Here is a 22,197-nt window from a genome sequence, read left to right as displayed (position 1 = left end):
GACAGTAATGGACACCGGCACCCGGTCGCGCGGCGCATGGCCCCAACCGACCGGTCCGGTGTCAGTCGCGTTGCCCGGGCAGCATGCCGCGTCGAATGCGTTCGGTGATGTCCCGGCGCAGATAGAGCAGATACAGCCACACGGCAAGGAAGATCAGGCCCACGGCGCCGATGGACAAATGGAACACTGCCCCGGCCATCACGAAGAACTGCAACGCGAGGTTGAGCTTCATCGCCCAGGGTTCGCCCTGTTTCCCCGCGGCCAGAATCATCACCACGGCGAGCGCCACGATATAGATGGTCGAGAACCACGTTGCGCCGCCGCCGAGAGTCGCCACGACCGGAAGAGCGAGAAGAGTCACGATCGCTTCCAGTACCAGTGTGCCCGCGGACACACCGCGAAATCCCTTCCACGGGTCGGTTGTCGGTGGTCGAAACTCTGCTTCGCTCACGCGGGATCCTTTCCGAACAACGTGCGCGCTGCGCCCACGGTCACCACCGAGCCGGTGACGACGACCCCGGCACCGGACACGGCTTCGCCGGGCTCGGCCACTTCTTCGGCCAACCCGATCGCCGTTTCGAGCGCATCGGGCAGCGTTGGTGCCACCACGACACGCTCGTCGCCGAACTTGGCCACGGCTATATCGGCTAACGCGTCGACATCCATCGCTCGACCGGACCCGTTGTGGGTGACGACGATGTCGTCGAACACCGGCTCCAATGCCTCGAGAATCGCGCCGACGTCCTTGTCCGCCATGACACTGACGACTCCGACGAGTTTGCGGAAGTCGAATTCGTCGGTCAGGGCAGCTGCCAATGCAGCGGCCCCGTGCGGGTTGTGCGCGGCATCGAGAAACACTGTGGGCGCGTTGCGTACTCGCTCGAGTCGACCGGGATTGACCACGGTCGCAAAGGCTTGGCGCACGGTGTCCTGGTCGAGTTGACGGTCCGGGCCCGCCCCGAAGAACGCCTCGACTGCTGCGAGAGCGAGAGAGGCGTTGTGCGCCTGGTGCTCTCCGTGCAACGGCAGGAAGATGTCGGTGTAGACACCACCCAACCCCTGCAACTCCAGCTGTTGCCCGCCCACGGCTATCTGCCGGCCGAGAACGGTGAATTCCGATCCCGCCCGCGCCACGGCTGCGTCTGCCTGCACCGCCGCACGAAGGAGGACTTCGGAGACCTCGGGTTCCTGCTTGGCGAGGATGGCCACCGTGTCCCGTGGCACGAGTAGTTCCGGTGCCTTCTTGATGATGCCGGCCTTCTCCCCCGCGATCGTGGACAGATCGTCCCCGAGGAATTCGACGTGGTCGAGACCGATCGGGGTGATGACGGCAATCTCACCGTCGACCACGTTGGTGGCATCCCAGCGGCCGCCCAGCCCGGTTTCGATGACGGCGACCTCGACCGGCGCCTCGGCGAAGGCCGCGAACGCCATGGCGGTGACAACCTCGAACTTGCTCATCCGCGGTCCGCCGGCGGCCTCGGACTGTGCATCGATCATCTCGACGAACGGTGCGATCTCGTTGTAGGTGTCCACGTAGATGCGCGGCGACACCGGACGGCCGTCAATGCTGATCCGCTCGGTGGCCATCTGCAGATGCGGACTGGTGGTGCGGCCGGTACGCCGATGGAAGGCGGTGAGCAACGCATCGATCATGCGGGTGACGGACGTCTTGCCGTTGGTTCCGGCCACGTGAATGGACGGATACGCTTTCTGCGGCGATCCCAGCAGGTCCATCAGCGCCGAGATGCGGGCGGTCGACGGCTCGATCTTCGTTTCGGGCCAACGCTTGTCGAGCTCGGCCTCGACGAGTGCGAGCTCGGCCAGGTCGACCGGGGTCGGCGGTGGTGACGGCAGGGCGTCGTCAGGCTCGGTCACTCAGCTTCCCATCGTTTCGAGGCGTGCGCCGATGCGCGCGATCTCTTCGCGAGCGATCGTCTGACGAGTTCTGATCTTGTCCACCACCGCATCCGGCGCCTTGGCCACGAATGCCTCGTTGCCCAGTTTGCCGGTCGTCTGGGCCAATTCCTTCTCGGCAGCGGCGAGATCCTTCACCAGTCGCGCACGTTCGGCGACCAGATCGACTGTGCCCGAAGTGTCGAGTTCGACGAGGACGGTGGCCTTGCTCGTACGGACCTCCACCGATGCCGTCGCCGCGAAGTCCTCGCCCGGCTCGGTCAACCGGGCCAGCGAGGTCACCGCCGAGATCTGGCCCTCCAGGTCTGCGTCGCCCACTCCCACGATCCGAGCGGCGACCTTCTGCGAGGGCTTGAGCCCCTGGTCGCTGCGGAACCGGCGAATTTCGGTGATGAGGCGCTGCATGTCGTCGATGCGTTGCGCGGCAACAGGGTCCGCTGGATCGGCGGCAGGGGTCGGCCAGGCGGCGACCACCAGGGACTCTCCCCCGGTCAGCACCTTCCACAGGGTCTCGGTCACGAACGGGACCACCGGGTGCAGCAGGCGCAGCACCGCGTCGAGCACGTTCCCGAGAACCCCACGGGTGGAGTCGGCGATGCCCTCGTCGGCAAATTGCACCTTCGCGATTTCGAGGTACCAGTCGCACACCTCGTCCCACGTGAAGTGGTACAGCGCCTCGCACGCCTTGCTGAACTCGTAACGATCGAACGCCGAATCCACTTCTGCTCGAACCTGATCGAGCCGGTCGAGGATCCAACGGTCGGCGTCGGTGAGTGCGGTGCGCGACGGGAGCTCGGCCGGCGCAGCGCCGTTCATCAGTGCGAACTTGGTGGCGTTGAACAGTTTGTTGGCGAAGTTGCGCGAGGATTGCGCGTGGTCCTCGCCGACGGACATGTCGGCACCCGGGTTGGCGCCGCGGGCCAGCGTGAACCGCAGTGCATCCGCGCCGAATCGGTCGACCCAGTCGAGTGGATCGATGCCGTTGCCCCGAGACTTGGACATCTTCTTGCCGAACTGATCGCGAATCAGTCCGTGCAGGAAGACATCTCGGAACGGAACCTGCGGACCCTGCTTGCCTGCGGTGATGGCGTCGTCGGCTCCGACGTAGGTGCCGAACATCATCATCCGGGCGACCCAGAAGAACAGAATGTCGTAACCGGTGACGAGTACACCGGTCGGATAGAACTTCTCCAGTTCGGGAGTGGCCTCCGGCCAGCCCATCGTCGAGAAGGGCCACAGGCCGGACGAGAACCAGGTGTCGAGGACGTCGGGGTCCTGCTCCCACCCCTCCGGTGGGGTCTCCCCCGGTCCCAGGCACACCGTCTCGCCGTCGGGGCCGTACCAGATCGGAATTCGGTGGCCCCACCACAGCTGACGCGAGATGCACCAATCGTGCATGTTGTCGACCCAGGCGAACCAGCGCGGCTCTTGACTCTTGGGATGAATGACGGTGTCGCCGTCGCGGACTGCGTCACCGGCCGCCTTTGCCAGGGTGTCGACCTTGACCCACCACTGCAGCGACAGACGCGGCTCGATCGGCTCACCGCTGCGCTCGGAATGTCCGACGCTGTGCAGGTACGGGCGCTTCTCGGCGACCACTCGACCCTGCTCGGCCAGCGCCTCACGGACCTTGACCCGCGCCTCGAACCGGTCCATACCGTCGAACTGCGTTCCGGTATCGGCGATCCGGCCGGCCTTGTCCATGATCGACGGCATCGGCAGTGAATGCCGAACGCCCATCTCGAAGTCGTTGGGATCGTGCGCCGGAGTGATTTTCACTGCGCCGGTACCGAATTCGGGATCGACGTAGTCGTCGGCGATGATCGGAATCCGTCGTCCGGTGAACGGATGCTCGAGGGTGGTGCCCACCAGAGCCCGGTAACGCTCGTCGTCGGGATGCACCGCCACAGCAGTGTCGCCGAGCATCGTCTCCACTCGAGTGGTGGCCACGATGACGTGCGGTTCGGAGTCGTCCAGCGACCCGTATCGAAGCGAGACGAGTTCGCCCTCGACGTCCTCGAACTTCACCTCGATGTCGGAGATTGCCGTCTGCAGCACCGGCGACCAGTTGACCAGCCGCTCGGCGCGGTAGATCAGACCGTCGTCGAACATGCGCTTGAACATGGTCTGTACGGCCTCGGACAGGCCGTCGTCCATCGTGAATCGCTCACGGCTCCAGTCGACACCGTCGCCGATACGACGCATCTGGCCGCCGATGGTGCCGCCCGACTCACGCTTCCAGTCCCAGACCTTGTCGATGAACAGTTCGCGACCGAACTCTTCCTTGGTCTTTCCGTCGGCGGCGAGCTGCTTCTCCACCACCGACTGCGTGGCGATGCCCGCGTGGTCCATTCCCGGCAGCCACAGCACCTCGTACCCGAGCATGCGCTTGCGCCTGCTCAACGCGTCCATCAACGTGTGGTCGAGAGCGTGGCCCATGTGCAGACTGCCCGTGACGTTGGGCGGCGGCAGCACGATGGAGTACGGCGGCTTGTCGCTGGTGGCGTCGGCCTCGAAGTAACCGGCATCCACCCAACCCCGGTACAGCTCGGCCTCTACCTCGCTGGGGTCCCAGCTCTTGGGCAAACGGTCGGCTGGGTTGTCTGGGGTCTCTGGCGCTGAACTGGTCACCGGTCGATTCTAGTGGCCCAGTATTCGCGGCATCGACGCGCTCTCACCCAGGACGTGGCCCGCCAGAAATGCCAGTACCACCTCGTACCAGACCTTGGCGTGCTGAGGCGTCAGAATCCAGTGGTTCTCGCCGGGGAAGTAGAGGAACCGGTGCTCGGTGTTGCCGTCATCGTCGGCGGGCAATCCCGATTCGCTGAGCAGTTCGTACCACAACCGCAGGCCCTCGCCGATCGGCACGCGATAGTCCTTGTCACCGTGGATGACCAGCATCGGCGTCGAGATGTCCGCGACGAACAGGTGCGGAGAGTTCTCCACCGCCATCTCGGGCGACATCTCTCGCGCCCAGTACCACGGTGCGTCGGTCGTCGGGCCGAACTGATCCATCGCCCACAGACTCGCATGGGTGACGATGGCGGCGAATCGGTCGGTGTGCCCGGCGATCCAGTTGGCCATGTACCCGCCGAACGATCCACCCATCGCGGCGGTGCGCGTGTCGTCGATGTCGGTTCGGGCGATCGCGACATCGGTCAACGCCATCAGATCGGTGAACGGGGCACTGCCCCACGCGCCCCAACCACGCTGCACGAAGTCCTGACCGTAGCCGGTGGACAACGCCGGATCCGGGAGCAGCACCGCGTACCCTCGCGCCACCATCAGCCATGGGTTCCACCGCCAGGACCACGTGTTCCACGAACCCAGCGGGCCACCGTGCACCCACAGCAGCAGCGGCGCGGGCGAATCGTCCGACACACCGTGCGGCAGCGCCAGCCATCCTCGGACTCGACTGCCGTCCTCGACGACGGTCTCGATCTCGGTCAACGTGCCGGGCAGCGGGCCGTTGTCGATTCCGGCGTCGAGGTCGACCACGGTGCCGTCGGACAGGTCGATCGAGACCGGGTGCGGGGCGGCCGAATACGACGCGGCCACAGCGAATACTCGGGTGCCGTCCGAAGACACGTGGACGTGCGTGTACGCGTCGTCGGTATGCGTCAGACGACGCGGCTCCGCACCCGCCTCGATCACGAAGATCGGTGACCGGCCGTCGTCGTCCGCGGTGACCAACACACCCGACCCGTCCGGCAGCCAGACCGGACCGATCGGCCATCGATCCCAGCCCGGTGCGAGATCGGTGACGGAGTCCGTACCGAACTCGTACTGCTGCAACGTCATTCGTGGAGCTCGTTCGGGAGTCGAGATCGATTCACGGACGAACACGACGGCGCGGCCGTCGGGCGAGATGGCCGGTGCACCCAGGTCGGCATCCGCGTCGTCGACGATCGTGGTCCGTTCTCCGGACTCGGTGTCGATGCGCACCAGTATCGTGCGGACGGTTGCCAGCGGGCCGGGCACCGACCACGTGGAGACGACGAAAGTGCCATCGGCGCTGATGTCGAAGGCCGCTTCCCGAAGAGCGCCGGCCGCATCACGCGTCAGATCACGCAGTGGTACCGACTCGAGGTCGGCTTCCGTCTCGCCTGCGAACAGATGCGGGGTTGCGGGACCGAGATCGTGATCCCAGAAACGCACCGGCACACCGGTGTGCAGAATCGCATCCACCTTGTTCGTTTTGCGCTCGGTACGCAGGCCGTCGTCGTCCTCGTCTGTCGTGGACGAGCCGAACACCGGCGAAAAGCCGGCGAACCGATCGACGGACCGAGCCGATCGCACGTCACCGATTCCCGCCGACCGGGTCTCGACTACGTGGCCCTCACCGCCGGCGGCGGGCAGTATCCACAACTGTGCCGGATCCTCGTCGCTGGAGCGGCGCGAGAACATCAGATCCCCGGACGCGGTGAACACCGGCGCGCTCTCGCCCAGCTCGCCGTGGGTGATTCGCCGCGCCGGAGAACGTCCGTCCACGTCGATCTCCCACAGCGACGTTCGGTACTCGGTACGCGAATCACTCAGAGCAGCAACGACAACGACCGCACGAGAACCACTCCGATCCACCGCCAACCCCGTGACACGTCGGGCCGCGATGTACTCGTCGATGTTGTCGTAGACACTCATGCGAACGACAGTAGTGGCAACAGATCGTTCCGCGTCGGCTGTGCCCGCTTCAGTCCTCGCCGAGATCCTCACGCAACTGAGCGAGCGTGCGCGCCAGAATTCGCGACACGTGCATTTGCGAAATTCCGACCTTCTCGGCGATCTGCGTCTGAGTCATCGATCCGAAGAACCGGAGCACCACGATGCGACGCTCGCGCTCGGGCAGCTTCTCCAGTGCCGGACGCACGGCGAGGTAGCTTTCCATCTTCTCGAGTTCCGGGTCGTCGGCACCGAGCGTGTCCATCAACGGGAGGCGATCCTCGCTGACCACCGAATCGACCGACACGGTCTGATACGCGCTGCGGGCAAGCAGTGCCTGCGATGCTTCCTTGACGTCGATTCCGAGTTCGGCGGCGATTTCGCTCGCGGTCGGGGCGCGGCCGAGCTTCTGCGACAACGATCCCACCGCCTGCGAGATCATCGAGTTCAGCTCTTTCATGCGTCGCGGCACTCGTACCGACCAGCCGGCGTCGCGGAAGTAGCGACGGGCTTCGCCCATGATGGTGGGGACGGCGAACGAGACGAAGTCCGACCCCCGTTCGATATCGAACCGGTCGACTGCATTGACCAGCCCAAGCCTGGACACCTGCAAGAGGTCCTCGTGCGCTTCACCGCGCCCACCGAAACGGCGCGCGATGTGTTCGGCCAGAGGGAGGCAGCGCGTGATGATGCGGTCACGCAGCACGGAACGCTGCGGTGAATTCTCGTCCAGCGCCTGCATCTGCTGGATCAGCGCGACCACGTCGCTGTAATCATCGGACTCTCGCCGTGTGCTTCGTTCCTGCGGCACCGGCACTAGACCTTGCTCCTCCGCTTGACCACGTCGATCGCGACGATGCGGCCGGCAACGTCGTCGATCGCGTCGTCGGCGCGGAGTTCGATGGAGTCTGCGAGAGTCTGCAGTACGTGCCAGCCGAAGCTGTCCTGCTTCGGGACCGACGTCGGAGTCAGCGTGGACGTCACGACAATTCGGATCCCGGCATCGTTGACGGAGAACCTGCACGAGAGTTCGGCGTCGGCAACCGAACCTTTGATGAGCTGGGAGCACACCTCGTCGACGACGAGTTTCACGTCGGCGATGTCGTCGAGAGTGAAGTCACTGAGCACCACGAGAGTCTCCGCGACGGCCCGGACCACCGGCAATTGGTCGGCTTCGGCGCGCACCCTCAGCTCGACCGGTGCACCGGAATCTCGCTCCAGTTCTTCGATCTTGCTGACCCCAGCCATCCGCACTTCCCATCGTCGCCAAGCAGTTCTTTTCTCGTGTGCCGAGCAAGACTACCCAGCGGAGTTGCTTTCAACCCTCGCAGTACGCGAGTGTCGCCTCCCGAACGCACCGCGGAACGAACCCGAGATGAACGACCGACCGGTGCGGGTGACGTGCGCGTATCGAACTGGCACGATCGACACCGTGGCACATTCGGATGAGAATTACTCGCAGGCCCTTCGCACTCTTGCCCGGCGGCTCGGTACGGCGACGTCGTACCGAGGCTGGGACGACACCCGACACGACGTGAGCGACGCGACCTTGCAGCAGGTATTGGCTGCGCGCGGTTACACAACAGATTCCACCGAGGATGTGGATCGGGCACTGGAGGACATCGAGAACGCGCCGTGGCGTCGCCTGCTTCCTCCCGTGGTCGTCACGACCCAGGGCACCGATGCGATCGTGTGGGTGCATGTGCCACACGGCAATCCGGTGGAGGTGTCGATGGTGTCCGAGGACGGCGACGCCATCGAGGTACCGCAGGCCGACGTCTGGGTCGATCCACGCGAGGTGGACGGACGGCTGATCGGACGTGCCACGTTCGTGGTGCCCGGCGATGCCCCGCTCGGATGGCACAGCCTCACCGCGACGACGATCGGTGAGGACAACACCGTCCGAACCTCGGACACGGTCGTCGTGGTCACACCGAAGTCGTTGTCGCCCAACGCCGAACTTGCCGACAGGCAACGTACGGGTCTGCTGGCACAGCTGTATTCGGTGCGCTCGACGCGTTCGTGGGGCATCGGTGATCTCGCCGACCTCGAGGACATGGTCGACATCGCCGGCCGCGTGCATGGATTCGATTATCTGCTGGTCAATCCGCTGCACGCCGACCGGCCGACGACGCCCGTGGAGGCCTCTCCGTATCTACCGACCACGCGACGCTTCTTCAACCCGTTGTACATCCGAGTCGAGAACATTCGAGAGACGGCGCTGCTCTCGCCCAAGCAGTTCGGCAAGATCCAGGACGCCGCAGCTCGATTCGACAAGACGAACGTTCGCACCAAGAAGCTGAACCGGGACGCAACGTTCAAGGCCAAGCTCCGCGCCCTCGAACGCGTCCACAAGGTCGAGCGCAGTCCGGCCCGCGAGTCCGCATTCCGGGCGTTCGTCGACCGCGAGGGCACCGGCCTGAGGGATTTTGCGGTGTGGAGCGCGCTGGCGGAAAAGTTCGGCCCGAAGGATCCCGCATGGACCGATCGCGCAGCGCACCCGCGCACCGATTTCGTCCTCGAACAACGCGCGAAGCTGGCCGGGCGCATCGACTTTCACATGTGGCTGCAGTGGATCTGTGACGAGCAATTGGCCGCCGCCCAGCGAGCCGCGCTCGACGCCGGGATGGATATCGGTGTCATGCACGACCTCGCGGTGGGAGTCGCCCGCGGCGGGGCCGATGCGTGGACGCTCGGCGACGTGCTGGTGTCCGGCGTCACCGTGGGAGCGCCGCCGGACAACTTCAACCAGCAGGGCCAGAACTGGAATCAACCACCCTGGGATCCGGACCGACTGCGCGAGATGGCCTACGTCCCGTACAGAGACATGCTGCGCACGATTCTGCGTCACGCCGGAGGCATCCGCGTCGACCACATCCTGGGCTTGTTCCGGTTGTGGTGGATTCCGCAGGAGGCCGAGAACGCCGGCGGCGGAACGTATGTCGAATACGACCACGAGGCGCTGATCGGCATCCTCGCCCTCGAAGCCGAGCGCGCGGGTGCGGTGGTGGTCGGCGAGGACCTCGGGGTGTTCGAGCCCATGGTGCAGGAATACCTCACCGAGCGCGGAATCTTCGGCACCTCCATCCTCTGGTTCGAGGCCGATGATTCCGGACCCATCCCGCCCGAGGACTACCGGACTCTGTGCCTGACGTCGGTGACGACGCACGATCTGCCTCCCACCGCTGGGTACCTCGAGGGCGAGCACATCGAACTGCGGTCCCGACTCGGCCTGCTCGAGCGCGACATCGATGCGGAAAAGGAAGTGGATTCCCGTGCGCGAGAGGCGGTTCTGGACCTGGCCCGCACCCGCGGATTACTCGCCGCCGATGCCGACAACCACGAGACCGTCGAGGCGTTGCACCGGTTGGTCCAGCGCAGCCCGTCACTGCTGATCGGCGTCGCTCTCGTCGACGCGGTCGGTGAGCATCGCATTCAGAATCAACCAGGTACGGACGAGAACCAGTACGGCAACTGGAAGGTCCCGCTCGCCGACTCCGACGGCTCGGCAGTACTGGTCGACGACCTCGCCGAACACCCCAGATTGGTATCGCTCGTGCGGGCAATGGCAACCGAGTCGTCGGACCGATGACACGAGGGTCCACAATCGAGGTATGAGCTTTCGACGCCGCCGCGTATCGAGTCGGCACTGATGGGCCGGATCACCGCTCGCAGACCCGTCGTCCGACTACGCGGAGATCACCGAGTCGACCGCCCCGACACCTTGGTGGTGGAGGAGCCGATGGAACTGCGCGTCGACGGCAGAGCCCTTGCCGTCACGATGCGTACGCCGGGCCACGACGTCGAGCTGGCCCACGGTTTTCTGCTGACAGAAGGCGTCATCGCGTCGCGTGCCGATATCGCGGCGGCGCGGTACTGCGACGGCGTCGACGACGAGGGCGCGAACACGTACAACGTCCTGGACGTCACGCTGGCACCGGGCGTGGCAGCCCCCGAGACCGGGGTGGAACGCAATTTCTACACGACCTCGTCGTGCGGTGTCTGCGGCAAGGGATCGCTCGACGCAATTCGGCTGCGCACCAAGCATTCTCCTGCCGACGACGACGTCGTGGTGACGTCCGATACCCTCGCCGGGTTACCGGACACCCTGCGCGCAGCGCAGAAGGTCTTCGACACCACGGGCGGCTTGCACGCTGCGGCGCTGTTCACTGCGGACGGCGACATGCTCGTCCTCCGCGAGGACGTCGGGCGCCACAACGCGGTGGACAAAGTCGTCGGCTGGGCCACCGAGCAGGATCGAGTTCCGCTTCGCGGCACGATATTGATGGTCAGTGGCCGTGCCTCGTTCGAGCTGGCACAGAAGGCGGTGATGGCCGGAATTCCGATACTTGCTGCGGTGTCCGCACCGTCGTCTCTCGCGGTCGATCTCGCGACCGAATCAGGACTGACGGTGATCGGCTTTCTCCGCGGCCGGTCGATGAACATCTACTCCCGTGCCGACCGCGTCCTGATGTCAGAGAGCAGCGTCGACGAGTAGGTCGGCCGCGGTGGCGTTCCGGACCTCGTCGACCGAGATTCCCGGCGCGGTCTCCACGAGCCGCAGTCCGTCGACGGTGACATCCAGTACCGCCATGTCCGAGATGATTCTGTGCACGCAGCCTTTCCCGGTCAGTGGCAGAGTGCAGGACTGCAAAATCTTCGGTTCACCCTTGCGGGAGACGTGCTCCATCATGACGATCACGCGGCGCGCGCCGTGCACCAGATCCATGGCACCGCCCATTCCCTTGACCATGTGCCCGGGGATCATCCAGTTCGCGAGGTCCCCGGTGGCGCTGACCTGCATCGCACCGAGCACGGCGACGTCGACCTGGCCGCCGCGGATCATTCCGAACGACTGCGACGAGTCGAAGTAGGACGAGCCGGGCAACACGGTGATGGTTTCCTTGCCCGCGTTGATGATCTCGGGATCGAGTTCGTCCTCGGTGGGATAGGGGCCGACTCCGAGCACGCCGTTCTCGGAATGGAGAATCACCGAGACGTCGGTCGGAATGTAGTTGGGCACCAGTGTCGGCATGCCGATTCCGAGGTTGACGTACTGCCCGTCGCCGAGCTCCTGCGCCACCCGAGCGGCCATCTGTTCGCGGGTCATCTTTTCGCTCATGCTCGTACCGTCCTCTGCTCGATGCCGACCTCGACCGGGCCGACGTGCACGACCCGCTGCACATGGATGCCCGGGGTGTGCACCTCGTCCGGACCGATCTCCCCCGGCTCGACCAGGTGCTCGACCTGCGCCACGGTGATCCGACCCGATGCGGCGGCGGGTGGATTGAAGTTTCGTGCGCTGGCGTGGAACACCAGGTTGCCGTGCCTGTCGCCCTTCCAGGCGTGGACCAGGGCGTAGTCGGCGACGATGCCGCGCTCCATCACGTAGGTGATCCCGTCGAAGTTCCGGGTCTCCTTGGGCGGACTCGCCACGGCGATGCCGCCGCTGCCGTCGTAGCGCAGCGGCAAACCGCCGTCGGCCACCTGCGTCCCCACGCCCGCTGGGGTGAAGAACGCCGGAATGCCGGCACCGCCGGCTCGCAGCCGCTCGGCGAGGGTGCCCTGCGGGGTCAGCTCCACCTCCAGTTCACCACCGAGGTACTGCCGGGCGAATTCCTTGTTCGATCCGACGTACGAACTGATCGTGCGCCGAATACGGTGGTGCGCCAGTAGCACTCCCAGACCGAAGCCGTCGGTCCCACAGTTGTTGCTGATGGTCTCGAGGTCCGTTGCTCCTTGCTCGAGCACAGCGGCGATCAGGATCTCCGGCACTCCCACCAGCCCGAACCCGCCCACTGCGATCGACGACCCGTCGGGGATGTCCGCTACCGCTTCTGTGGCACTGGCCACGACTTTGTCCAACATGCCAGCGACGGTACCCGACAATGTGCGTGATGTGAACAGGTTGCCACCATGCGAACACCTGTATACGGTGATGAGTGCGCTTGATCACCACGATTGTCAGGAGCTGTCGATGCTTCATCTCCCGCCCGAGTACCGGGACCAGACGGGTGTCCATGCACCACGCGACTTCGCCGAGTACCGGACCACTGCTCTGCGGCATCCGGCGCAGCCGTTGACGCTCCTCCCCCAACGATTGACCGAAATCACCGGTCCGGTTCTGGGCGAGGGACGGGTCACGGCTTCCGACGCCGACCTGACACTTGCGCGAGGTGGTGAAGCTCAGGGTCAACGCATCATCGTTCACGGACGAGTGCTCGACAGCGACGGCAAAGCGATCCCGAACACACTCGTCGAGGTGTGGCAGGCAAACGCAGGCGGACGGTACCGACACTCGGGTGATCGCTGGCCTGCACCTCTAGACCCACATTTCGACGGCGTGGGCCGAGTACTCACCGATGCCGACGGCCGATACCGGTTCACCACGATCAAGCCGGGCGCGTACCCCTGGGGTAATCACCACAACGCATGGCGGCCTGCCCACATTCACTTCTCGCTGTTCGGTCACGCCTTCACCCAGCGGTTGGTGACGCAGATGTACTTCCCCGACGACCCCATGTTCTTCCAGGATCCCATCTACAACGCAGCTCCGGAAGACGCGCGTGCTCGCATGATCAGTACCTTCGATTACGAAGCCACACAGCAGAACTGGGCTCTCGGGTTCAGGTTCGACATCGTTCTGCGCGGACGCAACGCCACCCCGTTCGAGGAGGACGACCACGATGACTGACCCCGAGTTCGCTCCCCGGTACCCGGTGGTGACCGGTGCCGATTTCACCACCGCACCGTTCGGTCAGACGCCCTCTCAGACGGTAGGGCCCTACGTCCACATCGGTCTGCTGTGGCCGGACGGGCAGGACGTGGTGCCTCCCGGCACCGCCGAGGCGATCACCCTCACGTTCACCCTCGTGGACGGGGCTCGTCAACCGGTGTCCGACGCCATGATCGAGACCTGGCAGGCCGACTCCGACGGACGCTTCGACCATCCGGACGATCCACGGGGTGCGGTGGCACCACGTGTCGACGGTTTCCGCGGCTTCGGTCGAGCATTTGCCGATGCACAGGGAACGATGACCATCACGACGATCAAGCCGGGGCCGTTGCCCGCCGAGAACGACCTCGTCGAGGCACCCCATATCGACGTCGGAATCTTTGCCCGCGGAATGCTCGAGCGTGTCGTTACGCGAATGTACTTCCCGGAGGAGATCGAGGCCAACGAACTCGATCCGGTGCTGTCCGCCTTGCCCGCCGACAAACGGGCCCGACTCGTCGCCACCACAGTGGACGGCGGCTACCACCTCGATATCGTCTTACAGAACACCGATCCGGACGGAGACGAGACCCCGTTCTTCGCGCTGTGATGCACGCTCCCGAACTGATCGACGACGAGGCGAAAGAGGACAATGGCTTCCAGTAGAGGGGCACTGTTCGACCCGACATTCGGTAGCGAGGTCATCGCACCGATCGTCGGCGACCGAGGCTGGATTCGGGCGATGTTCGACGTCGAGGCAGCCCTCTCGCGGGCCGCGGCCTCGGTCGGCGTGGTCGATGCGAAGCATGCGGACATCATCACCGCGGTAGCGGCCGAGCTCGGTGAATCTCTGGACATCGCAGAACTCGGAGCGGCTGCAGCGGCCGGTGGGAATCCGGTGATACCACTGGTGAAGGTACTGCGAAACGCGGTGTCCGATCGCGGAGTTCCTGCTGCTGCCGTGCACCCCGGGGCGACCAGCCAGGACGTCATGGACACCGCGTCCATGCTCGTCGCACGTGACGCACTCACGGTCGTCGAGGCGTCGCTCGGTGATGCACATACCGCGGCGCGAGGCCTGGCGCTGGCGCACCGAACCACTCCTATGGTCGCGCGCACCCTCGGCCAGCAGGCGTTACCCACTACTTTCGGGCTGGTTGCCGCCAATTGGGCTGGGGCGCTGCATCGTTCGCTTCACCATCTCGCTGCGGTTCGGCGGTCGTGCTGTGTGCAATACGGAGGTGCCGCCGGAACGATGGCCGCCGTACATCCGCGCGGTCCGGCCATTGCCGCCGCGCTCGCGGACGCCCTCGGTCTGGCACCACAGACTGCGCCCTGGCACACCGACCGCATCACCGTCGCAGATCTGGCGTGCGCGTTGGGTATTGCCGCGGGCTCCATTGCGAAGATCGCCGGCGACATCGTGTCGATGTCCGCCACCGAACTGGCCGAGGTGTCCGAGAACGCGCCGGGAGGTTCGTCGGCAATGCCACACAAGCGCAACCCGATCGCCGCCATCACCGCGCGGGCTGCGGCCCGCCGGGTGCCGGGAGCCGTTGCGACGGTGCTGGCGAACATGGACCACGAGCAGCAGCGCGCCGCTGGACCGTGGCACGCCGAATGGGAAACCGTCACCGATCTGCTACGCCTCACCGGCGGCGGTGCGCATCGTGTTGAGACGAGCCTGACAGGTCTGAATGTGCATCCCGATGCCATGGCGCGCAACCTCCGAGCGACGGGAGGTGCACTTCTCGCCGAACGGGTCACTGCAGCGCTGGCACCGCACACCGAGCGCGCCCGCGACATCGTCACCGACCGATGCGCAACAGGTGCGCCCCTGGACACGGATCCCGCCATCACCGCCTTCTTGACGCCGGCCGCGGTGCGCGAGATGTTGGATCCAGCAGGCTATGTGGGTCACGCACCCGACCTGGTCGACGACATCCTCGCTGCGTGTGCACCGGACACCGAACGCCCCACGGACTCGAAGGACATCTGATGACAGTCACTCTGGCTCACCACCGCACCGAGGGGCCGCACCCCGGTGCGGATACCGTCGTGCTGATCGGCTCGCTCGGCTCGGACCGATCGATGTGGGACCCGCAGGTGGGCGCATTGTCGGCTTCTGTCCACGTGCTGACGGTCGATCTACGTGGGCACGGTCGATCACCGGTACCTCCCGGCCCCTATTCGGTGGCCGATCTCGCCGGAGATGTTCTGACTCTGCTTGATTCACTCGCTCTGGACAGAGTGCACGTGGTCGGGCTCTCCCTCGGCGGTGCCGTCGCTCAATGGATTGCGATTCATCGCCCCGAGCGAGTACGCACTCTGACTCTGCTGTGCACGTCCGCCAAGTTCGGTGAACCCGCTCAGTGGACCGACCGTGCCGCGACCGTCCGTGCCTCGGGGACATCCGCTCTCGCGGACGCCGTACTCGCCCGGTGGTTCACGCCCGAACTCGCCGCCCGCGACAGCGATCTCGTCGAACGGTATCGACGCATGATCGCCGAGACCTCCGACGAGGGCTACGCGGCATGCTGTGAGGCGTTGTCCGAGTGGGATTCTCGCGCGGATCTTGCCAGGATCGCCGCTCCAACACTCGTGATCGCGGGACGACAGGATCCGTCGACCACTCCGGACGATCTGCGCATCATCGCCGATGGCGTTGCAGGATCGACGTTCGTGACACTCGACCCGGCCGCACATCTGGCCAATGTCGAACAGGCCGGCCGCGTCAACGCGGCCATAGCCGCTCACGTCGGAGCGGACGCGTACTCCGCCGGACGGTCGGCGGCCCACGACACCGGCATGTCGGTGCGACGCAGCGTGCTCGGTGATGCCCACGTCGACCGCAGCATCGCAGCGAGGACCGAATTCACGGCCCCGTTCCAGGATTTCATCACCCGAACCGCATGGGGCGACGTCTGGGCTCGTCCCGGACTCGACCACCACACCCGCCGACTGCTGACTCTGGCCATTCTGACGGCCCTGGGTAACCACCACGAACTCGATATGCACATCCGAGCGGCGTTGCGGGCCGGTGTCGAACCCGACGAACTCGCCGAGGTGTTCTTGCACACCGCGGTCTACGCGGGAGTACCGAACAGCAACAACGCTTGTGCGTTGGCTCAGGCCGCCATCACCGAGAGCGAAACGACGTGAGTGCCGCGGACACGCCGCCGTCGTCGGACTACGTCCAGTCTCTCGGACGCGGCCTCGCGGTGATCAGGGCCTTCGACGGCGAACATCCGCGTCGAACACTCGCCGACGTGGCCCGAGCGACCGACCTGACCCGCGCCACCGCCCGGCGGTTTCTGCTCACACTCGTCGAACTCGGATACGTGCGTACCGACGGCTCGATGTTCTGGCTCACCCCGCGAGTACTCGAATTGGGGTACAGCTATCTGTCGAGTCTCTCGCTCCCCGAGGTCTCGGGCCCCCATCTCGAGGCGCTCGCCGAACGAGTGCGTGAATCGTCCTCGGTGTCGATACTCGACGGTGACGATGTGGTGTACGTCGCCCGGGTTCCGGTCAGCCGCATCATGACCGTCGGCATCAACATCGGCACCAGGTTTCCGGCGTTCGCGACCTCGATGGGGCGGGTGCTGTTGGCCGGCCTTCCCAAGGACGAACTGGATGCGTACCTGGAGCGAGTCCGGTTGACGCCGTTGACGGGCAAGACCATCACCACCGCGGCCTCGCTCGCGCGGGAACTCGAACGAGTGCGGGTCGACGGTTTCTGCCTGGTGGACCAAGAACTCGAAGAGGGACTGCGTTCGATCGCCGCACCCATCCGCGACAGCACCGGCGTGGTTGTCGCCGCAGCCAACGTCTCGACTCAAGCTGCACGTCATTCTGCGGACGCCGTGCGCGCCGAACTACTCCCGGCTTTGCTCGACGCCACCCGCGCCATCGAGACCGACCTGCTCCGCGTAAGCGCTGGAGCCAACGACAAGCGAGGAAACACCCATGCCTGAAGCCGTGATCTGTGAGCCCCTGCGTACCCCCGTCGGCCGTTTCGGCGGCCAGTTCCGTGATATTACCGCGCAGGCCCTCGCTGCCACGGTCATCACCGAACTCGTTGCGCGGACGGGTATCTCCGGGGCGGACATCGACGATGTGATCCTGGGCCAGGCGTCACCGAACGGTGATGCACCGGCCATCGGTCGAATCGCCGCCCTCGACGCCGGTCTCGGCATCGATGTGCCCGGCATGCAGGTCGACCGGCGATGCGGCTCCGGCTTACAAGCAGTACTGCAGGCGTGCATGCAGGTGCAGTCCGGCGGCAACGACCTGGTTCTGGCAGGCGGCGTCGAGAGTATGAGCCAGACCGAGTTCTACGCGACCGGCATGCGGTGGGGCGTCAAGGCCGAGGCGGTCGCCCTCTCCGACCGACTTGCGCGGGCCCGAGTGACGGCGGGTGGCAAGAACTTTCCGGTACCCGGCGGCATGATCGAGACCGCCGAGAACCTTCGCCAGGAGTTCTCCATCAGCCGCGCCGATCAGGACGCGCTGGCCGTGCAGTCGCATCGGCGTGCGGTCGCCGCGCAGAACAGCGGCGTGTTCGCAGAAGAGATCGTGGGTGTGTCTGTCCCCCAACGTAAGTCGGAACCGGTTCTGGTCTCGACCGACGAGCATCCACGGGCCGACACGACCGTGGAGTCGTTGGCGAAGCTGAAGGCGATCCGTACATCGATCGATCCCGAGTCGACGGTCACCGCAGGAAATGCCAGCGGGCAGAACGACGGTGCCGCGATCGCTATCGTCACCACCCCCGAAAAGGCTGCAGCGCTGGGACTTCGACCACTGGCGCGGCTCGCGAGCTGGGGCGTTGCCGGAGTCGCTCCGCGCACCATGGGGATCGGTCCGGTGCCCGCCGGCGAGAAAGCGCTCGGACGCCTCGGTCTCACTCTCGACGACATGGGCGTCATCGAACTCAACGAAGCCTTCGCCGCCCAGGCGCTGGCCGTGACCCGGTCCTGGGGTATCGAGTCGGACGACCCGCGGCTGAACCCGAACGGCTCAGGTATTTCGCTGGGCCATCCCGTCGGGGCCACCGGCGCCAGAATTCTTGCCACCCTGCTCCGTGAAATGGACCGCCGAGAGGTCCGCTATGGACTCGAGACGATGTGCATCGGCGGCGGACAGGGCCTGGCCGCGGTGTTCGAGCGACTGTCCTGATCACTACTCACTGCTGTAGTTGCGCGGCGAGGCGCACAGCCGAGTTGGTCTCCCCGTAGCCCTCGTACCCGCCCACCCGCTGGACCACCTCGAAGAAGAGGTCGTCGCCCACGGTGCCGGTGAAGAAGTGGAAGAATTCGCCGCCCGCGGAGTCTGCGTCGTACAGGATGCCGAGTCGCTGCATCGCGTCGAGGGTGTCCGGACCGAGACCGAACCGTGCGTTCAGGTCGCGATAGTAGTTGGGCGAGATACACAACGGCGTGAGACCGCGTTCGGTCATCGCCTCGGCCGCGGCGTAGATGTCCTCGCATCCGAACGCCACGTGCCCGACGCCTCCGCGGCGGGCCGCAGGGAGTGGGTCGTCATCGGACGGGCGACCGGGAACCATGTTGAGCGAGAGGCGAATTGTGCCGTTCGTGGTAGCCAGGGTGAGGGCCTGGCTGCGCACCAGTCCGATCGCGTCCACGACGTCCTGACCGTCGCGGGGCACCATACCGAACACCGAACGGAGCAGTAGCATCACGCCGTCCCAGCTTTCCGCCGGGACGGCGAGGGCGATGTGGTCCACGTGCGAGACCACAGGCTTCTCCTGCGACACAGGCACTCTGGGAGCCAGGTCGAATGCGGACTGCCAGGCACCGGCGCTGTCTCGGGTGCGTAGGTCGAGCGATGTTGCACCGGTGACCGCGAGCCGCACCACCGCGTCGGTCGCGTCGGCGACGCCCGGCATGGTGACCGTCGCGGCGGGGACGCCCAGAGCGCGGGCTCTGGTCAGCCACAGATCGGGCCGCTCGCTGCGGACCCCGATCTGGGCCAGTGCGGGCAGGTGGGCGGGGACGCCCGGTGCCGTCCACAGGGTGTCGACGGTCGTGTCGACCGCGACTGCGAGAGGGCCCTGGGTGAACAGTGACAGTCCGTGTTCGCTGTGCGCGGCGGTGAGGTCGAAGCCGAGGTGACGCAATGTGGTGCCCAGCTGAGCGGCCTTGGCGGGGCCCGCGGCGATACGCAGGGACACTATGTTCTCGATCGGGCCGGGCGGAGGCGGGGAGAACAGATCGGGATTCGGCACGGCGCTATCGACGCCGCGGACCTGATCCTGCAGGTAGAGCAGCGAACGGTGCGCGTCCGACGCCGTTCGGCCGGTGTCGGAATGCCGGAAGACGTCATTGAAGATTTCGAGCGACCACGGGCCCGCGTAGCCCGAAGCCACGACGTCCGCTCCGAACGTTGCCAGATCGAAGTTTCCCTGACCGGGGAAGCATCGGTGATGGCGACTCCACTGCAGGACGTCCATCACCAGGTGCGGGGCGTCGGCCAGTTGTAGGAAGAAGATCTTCTCGCCGGGTATCTCGCGGATGCCGGACGGGTCGTCGCCGCGGGAGAGGATGTGGAAGCTGTCGAGACAGGTTCCCAGCGCCGGGTGGTCCACCTGCCGGACGATGTCCCAGGCGTGACGGTAGGTGTTGACGTGGCTACCCCAGGCAAGCGCTTCGTAGGCCAGCCGCAGTCCGCGGCGATGGGCTCGCTCGGCGAAAATCGCCATTTGTTCGATCAACCTGTCGTCCTCGCGCACTGCTCCGGCCAACGGTGACGAGCAGACCAGCAGCAGATCGCATCCGAGCTGTTCCATCACGTCGAATTTGCGTTCGGCGCGAACGAGGTTGCGAGCGAACTGGTCCGGGTCGTCGGAGTCGGCGTCACGGAAAGGCTGATAGAGATCGAGGGTCAGGCCCAGGTCTGCAGCCTTCTTCGCAATGTCTGCAGGCAGGTCCGGTGAGCTGATCAGATCCGGCTCGAACACCTCGAAACCGTCGAACCCGGCATCGGCGATGGCGCGCATCTTCTCGTCGAGAGACCCACTGAGCGAGACGGTGGCCACCGACGTGGCAATGGCCGTCATGCGGTGGCCCCGGCGGCAGCGACGCGATCTTCACTGTCGATGAGGGTATCCATGTGCGCAATCATTCGATCTGCGTTCGCAATTCGGCCGGTGAATATCTCGAAGGCGTCTGCTGCCTGGAACACGGCCATGCCGGTGCCGCTGAGGGTTCGGCACCCCGCTTGCGCTGCCTGCGCGAGCAATTCGGTCTCTGCGGGCCTGTACACGACTTCCGAAACCCACATCTGCGGACGCAGAAGTTTCTGCGGCACAGCAGATCCCGGGTGGGCGAGCATTCCGATCGGCGTTGCGTGGACCAGACCTGACGCCGTGCTCAGCACATCTGCGAGTCGATCGACGCCGGTCGAGCAGATCTCGGAGTCGGGGAACATCGAGGCCAGCGAGTCTCGGAGCTGCTGCGCCCGAATAGGATCGGCATCGACGAGTGTCAGCTTTGCAGCTCCCCGGCGTGCCATCGCGTACGCAACAGCGGCACCCGCTCCCCCGGCTCCGAGTTGCACGACATCACCGAGGTCGGCTCCCGGTAGGCCACGGCCGAAGTTTCGGTCGAACCCGGACCAGTCGGTGTTGTGACCGATCGCGCGCCCGTCGGAGAACACAACGGTGTTAACCGCTCCCAGCCGTGCGGCATCCTCCGAGAGCTCGTCGAGGCAGTGAAGAACCCGCTGCTTGCACGGGTGGGTGATGTTGAGGCCGCGAAATCCGAGGTCGGCTGCCGTGGCCACCAGACGCGGTAGGTCGTCCACGGTCAGCCCGCGCCGATCGAGATCGATGATCCGGTAGACGTAGGTCAGACCGTGCTCGGCACCCTCTCGCTCGTGCATCGCGGGCGTGAGCGATTTGCCGATACCCGTCCCGATCAGCCCGCAGAGCAGGGATTTCGGCATGTCGATCTCCTCGAGCTTTAATGTACTAATTGGTGAGTTAGCTCGACGGTACTACGGTGACGGCACGCACACACCCTTTCGCCGCAATTCGCGGCGATAGAGTCGACCCATGGCTCCGCGCACAACCGACACCTCCGACGACAGCGGACCGGCCGTCAAACGTCGACGCAACAGCGATCTGACCCGACACAACATCCTCGAGGTGGCCACGGAGGAGTTTGCGGACAAGGGCTTCGCCGGCGCACGCATCGACGAGATCGCCGAGCGAACACAAACGACCAAGCGGATGCTCTACTACTACTTCACCGACAAGGAAGGCCTGTACAAGGCCGTTCTGGAGCGGTCCTACCTCCGCATCCGCGAGCGCGAACGAGCCGTGGACGTCGAAGGACTCGGTCCGGTCGAGGCGATCCGCGCCATCGCATCGCTCACTTTCGACCATCACGAGCAGAACCCGGACTTCATCCGGCTGGTATCGACCGAGAACATTCTGCGCGGCGAACATATCGGCACCTCCGAGGCGCTGAGCAATCTCGGCAATCCTGCCGCCGAGCTATTGGCCGATATTCTTGCGCGCGGGCAGGCAGACGGGCTCTTCCGAACCGATGTCGACGCCTTGGACATCCATATGGCGATCAGCAGCTTCTGTGTGTTCCGGCTGTCCAACCGATACACGTTCGAGGCACTGTTCGGGCGCGACCTCACCGACCCGGCGCACCGGACACGACTGCGCTCCATGCTCGGCGACATGATCATCGCGTTCCTCACCTCCACCGACGCCTGACACCGAGATCGAGCGACCCGCATCGCATCGGGGGTTGACACGTGGCATGGATCACGTTCAATATCTAAGAGCGCCCGGAGTTAACTATTTCGTACATTAGCGGCCGCTCAGGTCGTGGATATCGAACTGTGCGCCCGGCTTCCCGTCACACGAA

The 22,197-nt window shown here is 65.4% G+C and carries 19 protein-coding genes; 9 read left to right on the top strand and 10 right to left on the bottom strand.

All coding sequences use genetic code 11. The features are described from left to right. Positions 1-61: 61 nt before the first annotated feature. Genes E4P29_RS04100 through E4P29_RS04075 form a run of 6 tightly spaced genes read right to left on the bottom strand, consistent with a single transcriptional unit; the run spans position 62 to position 7,824 of the window. Positions 62-451, bottom strand: a complete 390-nt coding sequence (locus tag E4P29_RS04100) for a DUF4233 domain-containing protein (protein ID WP_135042197.1) — start codon at positions 449-451, stop codon at positions 62-64. Next, complete coding sequence (locus E4P29_RS04095) at positions 448-1,878, bottom strand: folylpolyglutamate synthase/dihydrofolate synthase family protein (protein WP_135042195.1); 1,431 nt, start codon at positions 1,876-1,878, stop codon at positions 448-450. The genes E4P29_RS04100 and E4P29_RS04095 overlap by 4 nt, the downstream gene beginning before the upstream one ends. Beyond that, complete coding sequence (locus tag E4P29_RS04090) at positions 1,879-4,548, bottom strand: valine--tRNA ligase (RefSeq protein WP_135042193.1); 2,670 nt, start codon at positions 4,546-4,548, stop codon at positions 1,879-1,881. 9 nt (positions 4,549-4,557) lie between these two features. Continuing rightward, positions 4,558-6,558, bottom strand: coding sequence for an alpha/beta fold hydrolase (locus E4P29_RS04085; protein WP_135042191.1), 2,001 nt, complete (start codon positions 6,556-6,558; stop codon positions 4,558-4,560). A 49-nt stretch (positions 6,559-6,607) separates the two neighbouring features. Then, on the bottom strand, positions 6,608-7,393 hold the full coding sequence (locus E4P29_RS04080) for a SigB/SigF/SigG family RNA polymerase sigma factor (RefSeq protein ID WP_032368200.1): 786 nt from the start codon (positions 7,391-7,393) through the stop codon (positions 6,608-6,610). Beyond that, a complete protein-coding gene (locus tag E4P29_RS04075; RefSeq protein ID WP_135042189.1) occupies positions 7,393-7,824 on the bottom strand; it encodes an ATP-binding protein in 432 nt (143 codons plus the stop codon). Before E4P29_RS04075 ends, E4P29_RS04080 begins: the two co-directional genes overlap by 1 nt. Before the next feature lie 127 nt (positions 7,825-7,951). On the opposite strand from E4P29_RS04075, the gene malQ reads away from it, so the two are divergent. Next, the gene (gene malQ / locus E4P29_RS04070) at positions 7,952-10,168 is read left to right on the top strand and encodes a 4-alpha-glucanotransferase (RefSeq protein WP_135042187.1); all 2,217 of its coding nucleotides are present in this window, start codon (positions 7,952-7,954) and stop codon (positions 10,166-10,168) included. Positions 10,169-10,228: 60 nt separating this feature from the next. Then, entirely contained in the window at positions 10,229-11,074 is an 846-nt protein-coding gene (gene fdhD / locus E4P29_RS04065; protein ID WP_135042185.1) for a formate dehydrogenase accessory sulfurtransferase FdhD, read from the top strand. Here fdhD and E4P29_RS04060 read toward each other — a convergent pair. Continuing rightward, positions 11,051-11,698 carry a CoA transferase subunit B gene (locus E4P29_RS04060; protein ID WP_135042183.1) on the bottom strand — a complete coding sequence of 216 codons (648 nt, stop codon included), beginning with the start codon at positions 11,696-11,698 and terminating at the stop codon, positions 11,051-11,053. The two genes, fdhD and E4P29_RS04060, sit on opposite strands and share 24 nt — an antisense overlap. Continuing rightward, a complete protein-coding gene (locus tag E4P29_RS04055) occupies positions 11,695-12,444 on the bottom strand; it encodes a CoA transferase subunit A (RefSeq protein WP_196249563.1) in 750 nt (249 codons plus the stop codon). The genes E4P29_RS04060 and E4P29_RS04055 overlap by 4 nt, the downstream gene beginning before the upstream one ends. Before the next feature lie 109 nt (positions 12,445-12,553). Between E4P29_RS04055 and pcaH the strand changes: the two genes are divergently transcribed. The 6 genes from pcaH to E4P29_RS04025 are packed head-to-tail and all read left to right on the top strand — an operon-like array spanning position 12,554 to position 18,472. Then, positions 12,554-13,270: a protocatechuate 3,4-dioxygenase subunit beta gene (gene pcaH / locus E4P29_RS04050; RefSeq protein WP_032374444.1), complete on the top strand. Its 717-nt coding sequence runs from the start codon at positions 12,554-12,556 to the stop codon at positions 13,268-13,270. Beyond that, positions 13,263-13,901, top strand: coding sequence for a protocatechuate 3,4-dioxygenase subunit alpha (gene pcaG, locus E4P29_RS04045; RefSeq protein WP_135042181.1), 639 nt, complete (start codon positions 13,263-13,265; stop codon positions 13,899-13,901). The genes pcaH and pcaG overlap by 8 nt, the downstream gene beginning before the upstream one ends. Positions 13,902-13,943: 42 nt before the next feature. Then, complete coding sequence (pcaB, locus tag E4P29_RS04040) at positions 13,944-15,290, top strand: 3-carboxy-cis,cis-muconate cycloisomerase (protein WP_135042179.1); 1,347 nt, start codon at positions 13,944-13,946, stop codon at positions 15,288-15,290. Beyond that, entirely contained in the window at positions 15,290-16,453 is a 1,164-nt protein-coding gene (gene pcaD / locus E4P29_RS04035; RefSeq protein WP_135042177.1) for a 3-oxoadipate enol-lactonase, read from the top strand. Before pcaB ends, pcaD begins: the two co-directional genes overlap by 1 nt. Next, positions 16,450-17,268 carry an IclR family transcriptional regulator gene (locus E4P29_RS04030; protein WP_135042175.1) on the top strand — a complete coding sequence of 273 codons (819 nt, stop codon included), beginning with the start codon at positions 16,450-16,452 and terminating at the stop codon, positions 17,266-17,268. Before pcaD ends, E4P29_RS04030 begins: the two co-directional genes overlap by 4 nt. After that, positions 17,261-18,472 carry an acetyl-CoA C-acetyltransferase gene (locus E4P29_RS04025; RefSeq protein ID WP_135042174.1) on the top strand — a complete coding sequence of 404 codons (1,212 nt, stop codon included), beginning with the start codon at positions 17,261-17,263 and terminating at the stop codon, positions 18,470-18,472. The genes E4P29_RS04030 and E4P29_RS04025 overlap by 8 nt, the downstream gene beginning before the upstream one ends. Positions 18,473-18,479: 7 nt before the next feature. On the opposite strand, the gene E4P29_RS04020 is transcribed toward E4P29_RS04025, so the two are convergent. Further along, positions 18,480-20,372, bottom strand: coding sequence for a sugar phosphate isomerase/epimerase and 4-hydroxyphenylpyruvate domain-containing protein (locus E4P29_RS04020; protein ID WP_135042172.1), 1,893 nt, complete (start codon positions 20,370-20,372; stop codon positions 18,480-18,482). Next, a complete protein-coding gene (locus E4P29_RS04015) occupies positions 20,369-21,259 on the bottom strand; it encodes a shikimate dehydrogenase (protein ID WP_135042170.1) in 891 nt (296 codons plus the stop codon). Before E4P29_RS04015 ends, E4P29_RS04020 begins: the two co-directional genes overlap by 4 nt. 109 nt (positions 21,260-21,368) lie before the next feature. Between E4P29_RS04015 and E4P29_RS04010 the strand changes: the two genes are divergently transcribed. Next, positions 21,369-22,043 carry a TetR/AcrR family transcriptional regulator gene (locus E4P29_RS04010; RefSeq protein WP_135042168.1) on the top strand — a complete coding sequence of 225 codons (675 nt, stop codon included), beginning with the start codon at positions 21,369-21,371 and terminating at the stop codon, positions 22,041-22,043. The last annotated feature ends 154 nt before the right edge of the window (positions 22,044-22,197 follow it).

This window comes from Rhodococcus sp. 1R11, assembly GCF_004563845.1.
In the GTDB taxonomy this organism is placed as follows: Bacteria; Actinomycetota; Actinomycetes; order Mycobacteriales; family Mycobacteriaceae; genus Rhodococcoides.
Note: the sequence above shows the minus strand (reverse complement) of the source record. Positions and strands in the feature narration are given on the sequence as shown.

Excerpts from the sequence above, each read along its gene's own strand:
- E4P29_RS04085 (WP_135042191.1), bottom strand. The coding sequence starts at position 6,558 with ATGAGTGTCTACGACAACATCGACGAGTACATCGCGGCCCGACGTGTC.
- E4P29_RS04075 (WP_135042189.1), bottom strand. The coding sequence starts at position 7,824 with ATGGCTGGGGTCAGCAAGATCGAAGAACTGGAGCGAGATTCCGGTGCA.
- malQ (WP_135042187.1), top strand. The coding sequence starts at position 7,952 with ATGAACGACCGACCGGTGCGGGTGACGTGCGCGTATCGAACTGGCACG.
- fdhD (WP_135042185.1), top strand. The coding sequence starts at position 10,229 with ATGGGCCGGATCACCGCTCGCAGACCCGTCGTCCGACTACGCGGAGAT.
- E4P29_RS04060 (WP_135042183.1), bottom strand. The coding sequence starts at position 11,698 with ATGAGCGAAAAGATGACCCGCGAACAGATGGCCGCTCGGGTGGCGCAG.
- E4P29_RS04055 (WP_196249563.1), bottom strand. The coding sequence starts at position 12,444 with ATGTTGGACAAAGTCGTGGCCAGTGCCACAGAAGCGGTAGCGGACATC.
- pcaH (WP_032374444.1), top strand. The coding sequence starts at position 12,554 with ATGCTTCATCTCCCGCCCGAGTACCGGGACCAGACGGGTGTCCATGCA.
- pcaG (WP_135042181.1), top strand. The coding sequence starts at position 13,263 with ATGACTGACCCCGAGTTCGCTCCCCGGTACCCGGTGGTGACCGGTGCC.
- pcaB (WP_135042179.1), top strand. The coding sequence starts at position 13,944 with ATGGCTTCCAGTAGAGGGGCACTGTTCGACCCGACATTCGGTAGCGAG.
- pcaD (WP_135042177.1), top strand. The coding sequence starts at position 15,290 with ATGACAGTCACTCTGGCTCACCACCGCACCGAGGGGCCGCACCCCGGT.
- E4P29_RS04025 (WP_135042174.1), top strand. The coding sequence starts at position 17,261 with ATGCCTGAAGCCGTGATCTGTGAGCCCCTGCGTACCCCCGTCGGCCGT.
- E4P29_RS04020 (WP_135042172.1), bottom strand. The coding sequence starts at position 20,372 with ATGACGGCCATTGCCACGTCGGTGGCCACCGTCTCGCTCAGTGGGTCT.
- E4P29_RS04015 (WP_135042170.1), bottom strand. The coding sequence starts at position 21,259 with ATGCCGAAATCCCTGCTCTGCGGGCTGATCGGGACGGGTATCGGCAAA.
- E4P29_RS04010 (WP_135042168.1), top strand. The coding sequence starts at position 21,369 with ATGGCTCCGCGCACAACCGACACCTCCGACGACAGCGGACCGGCCGTC.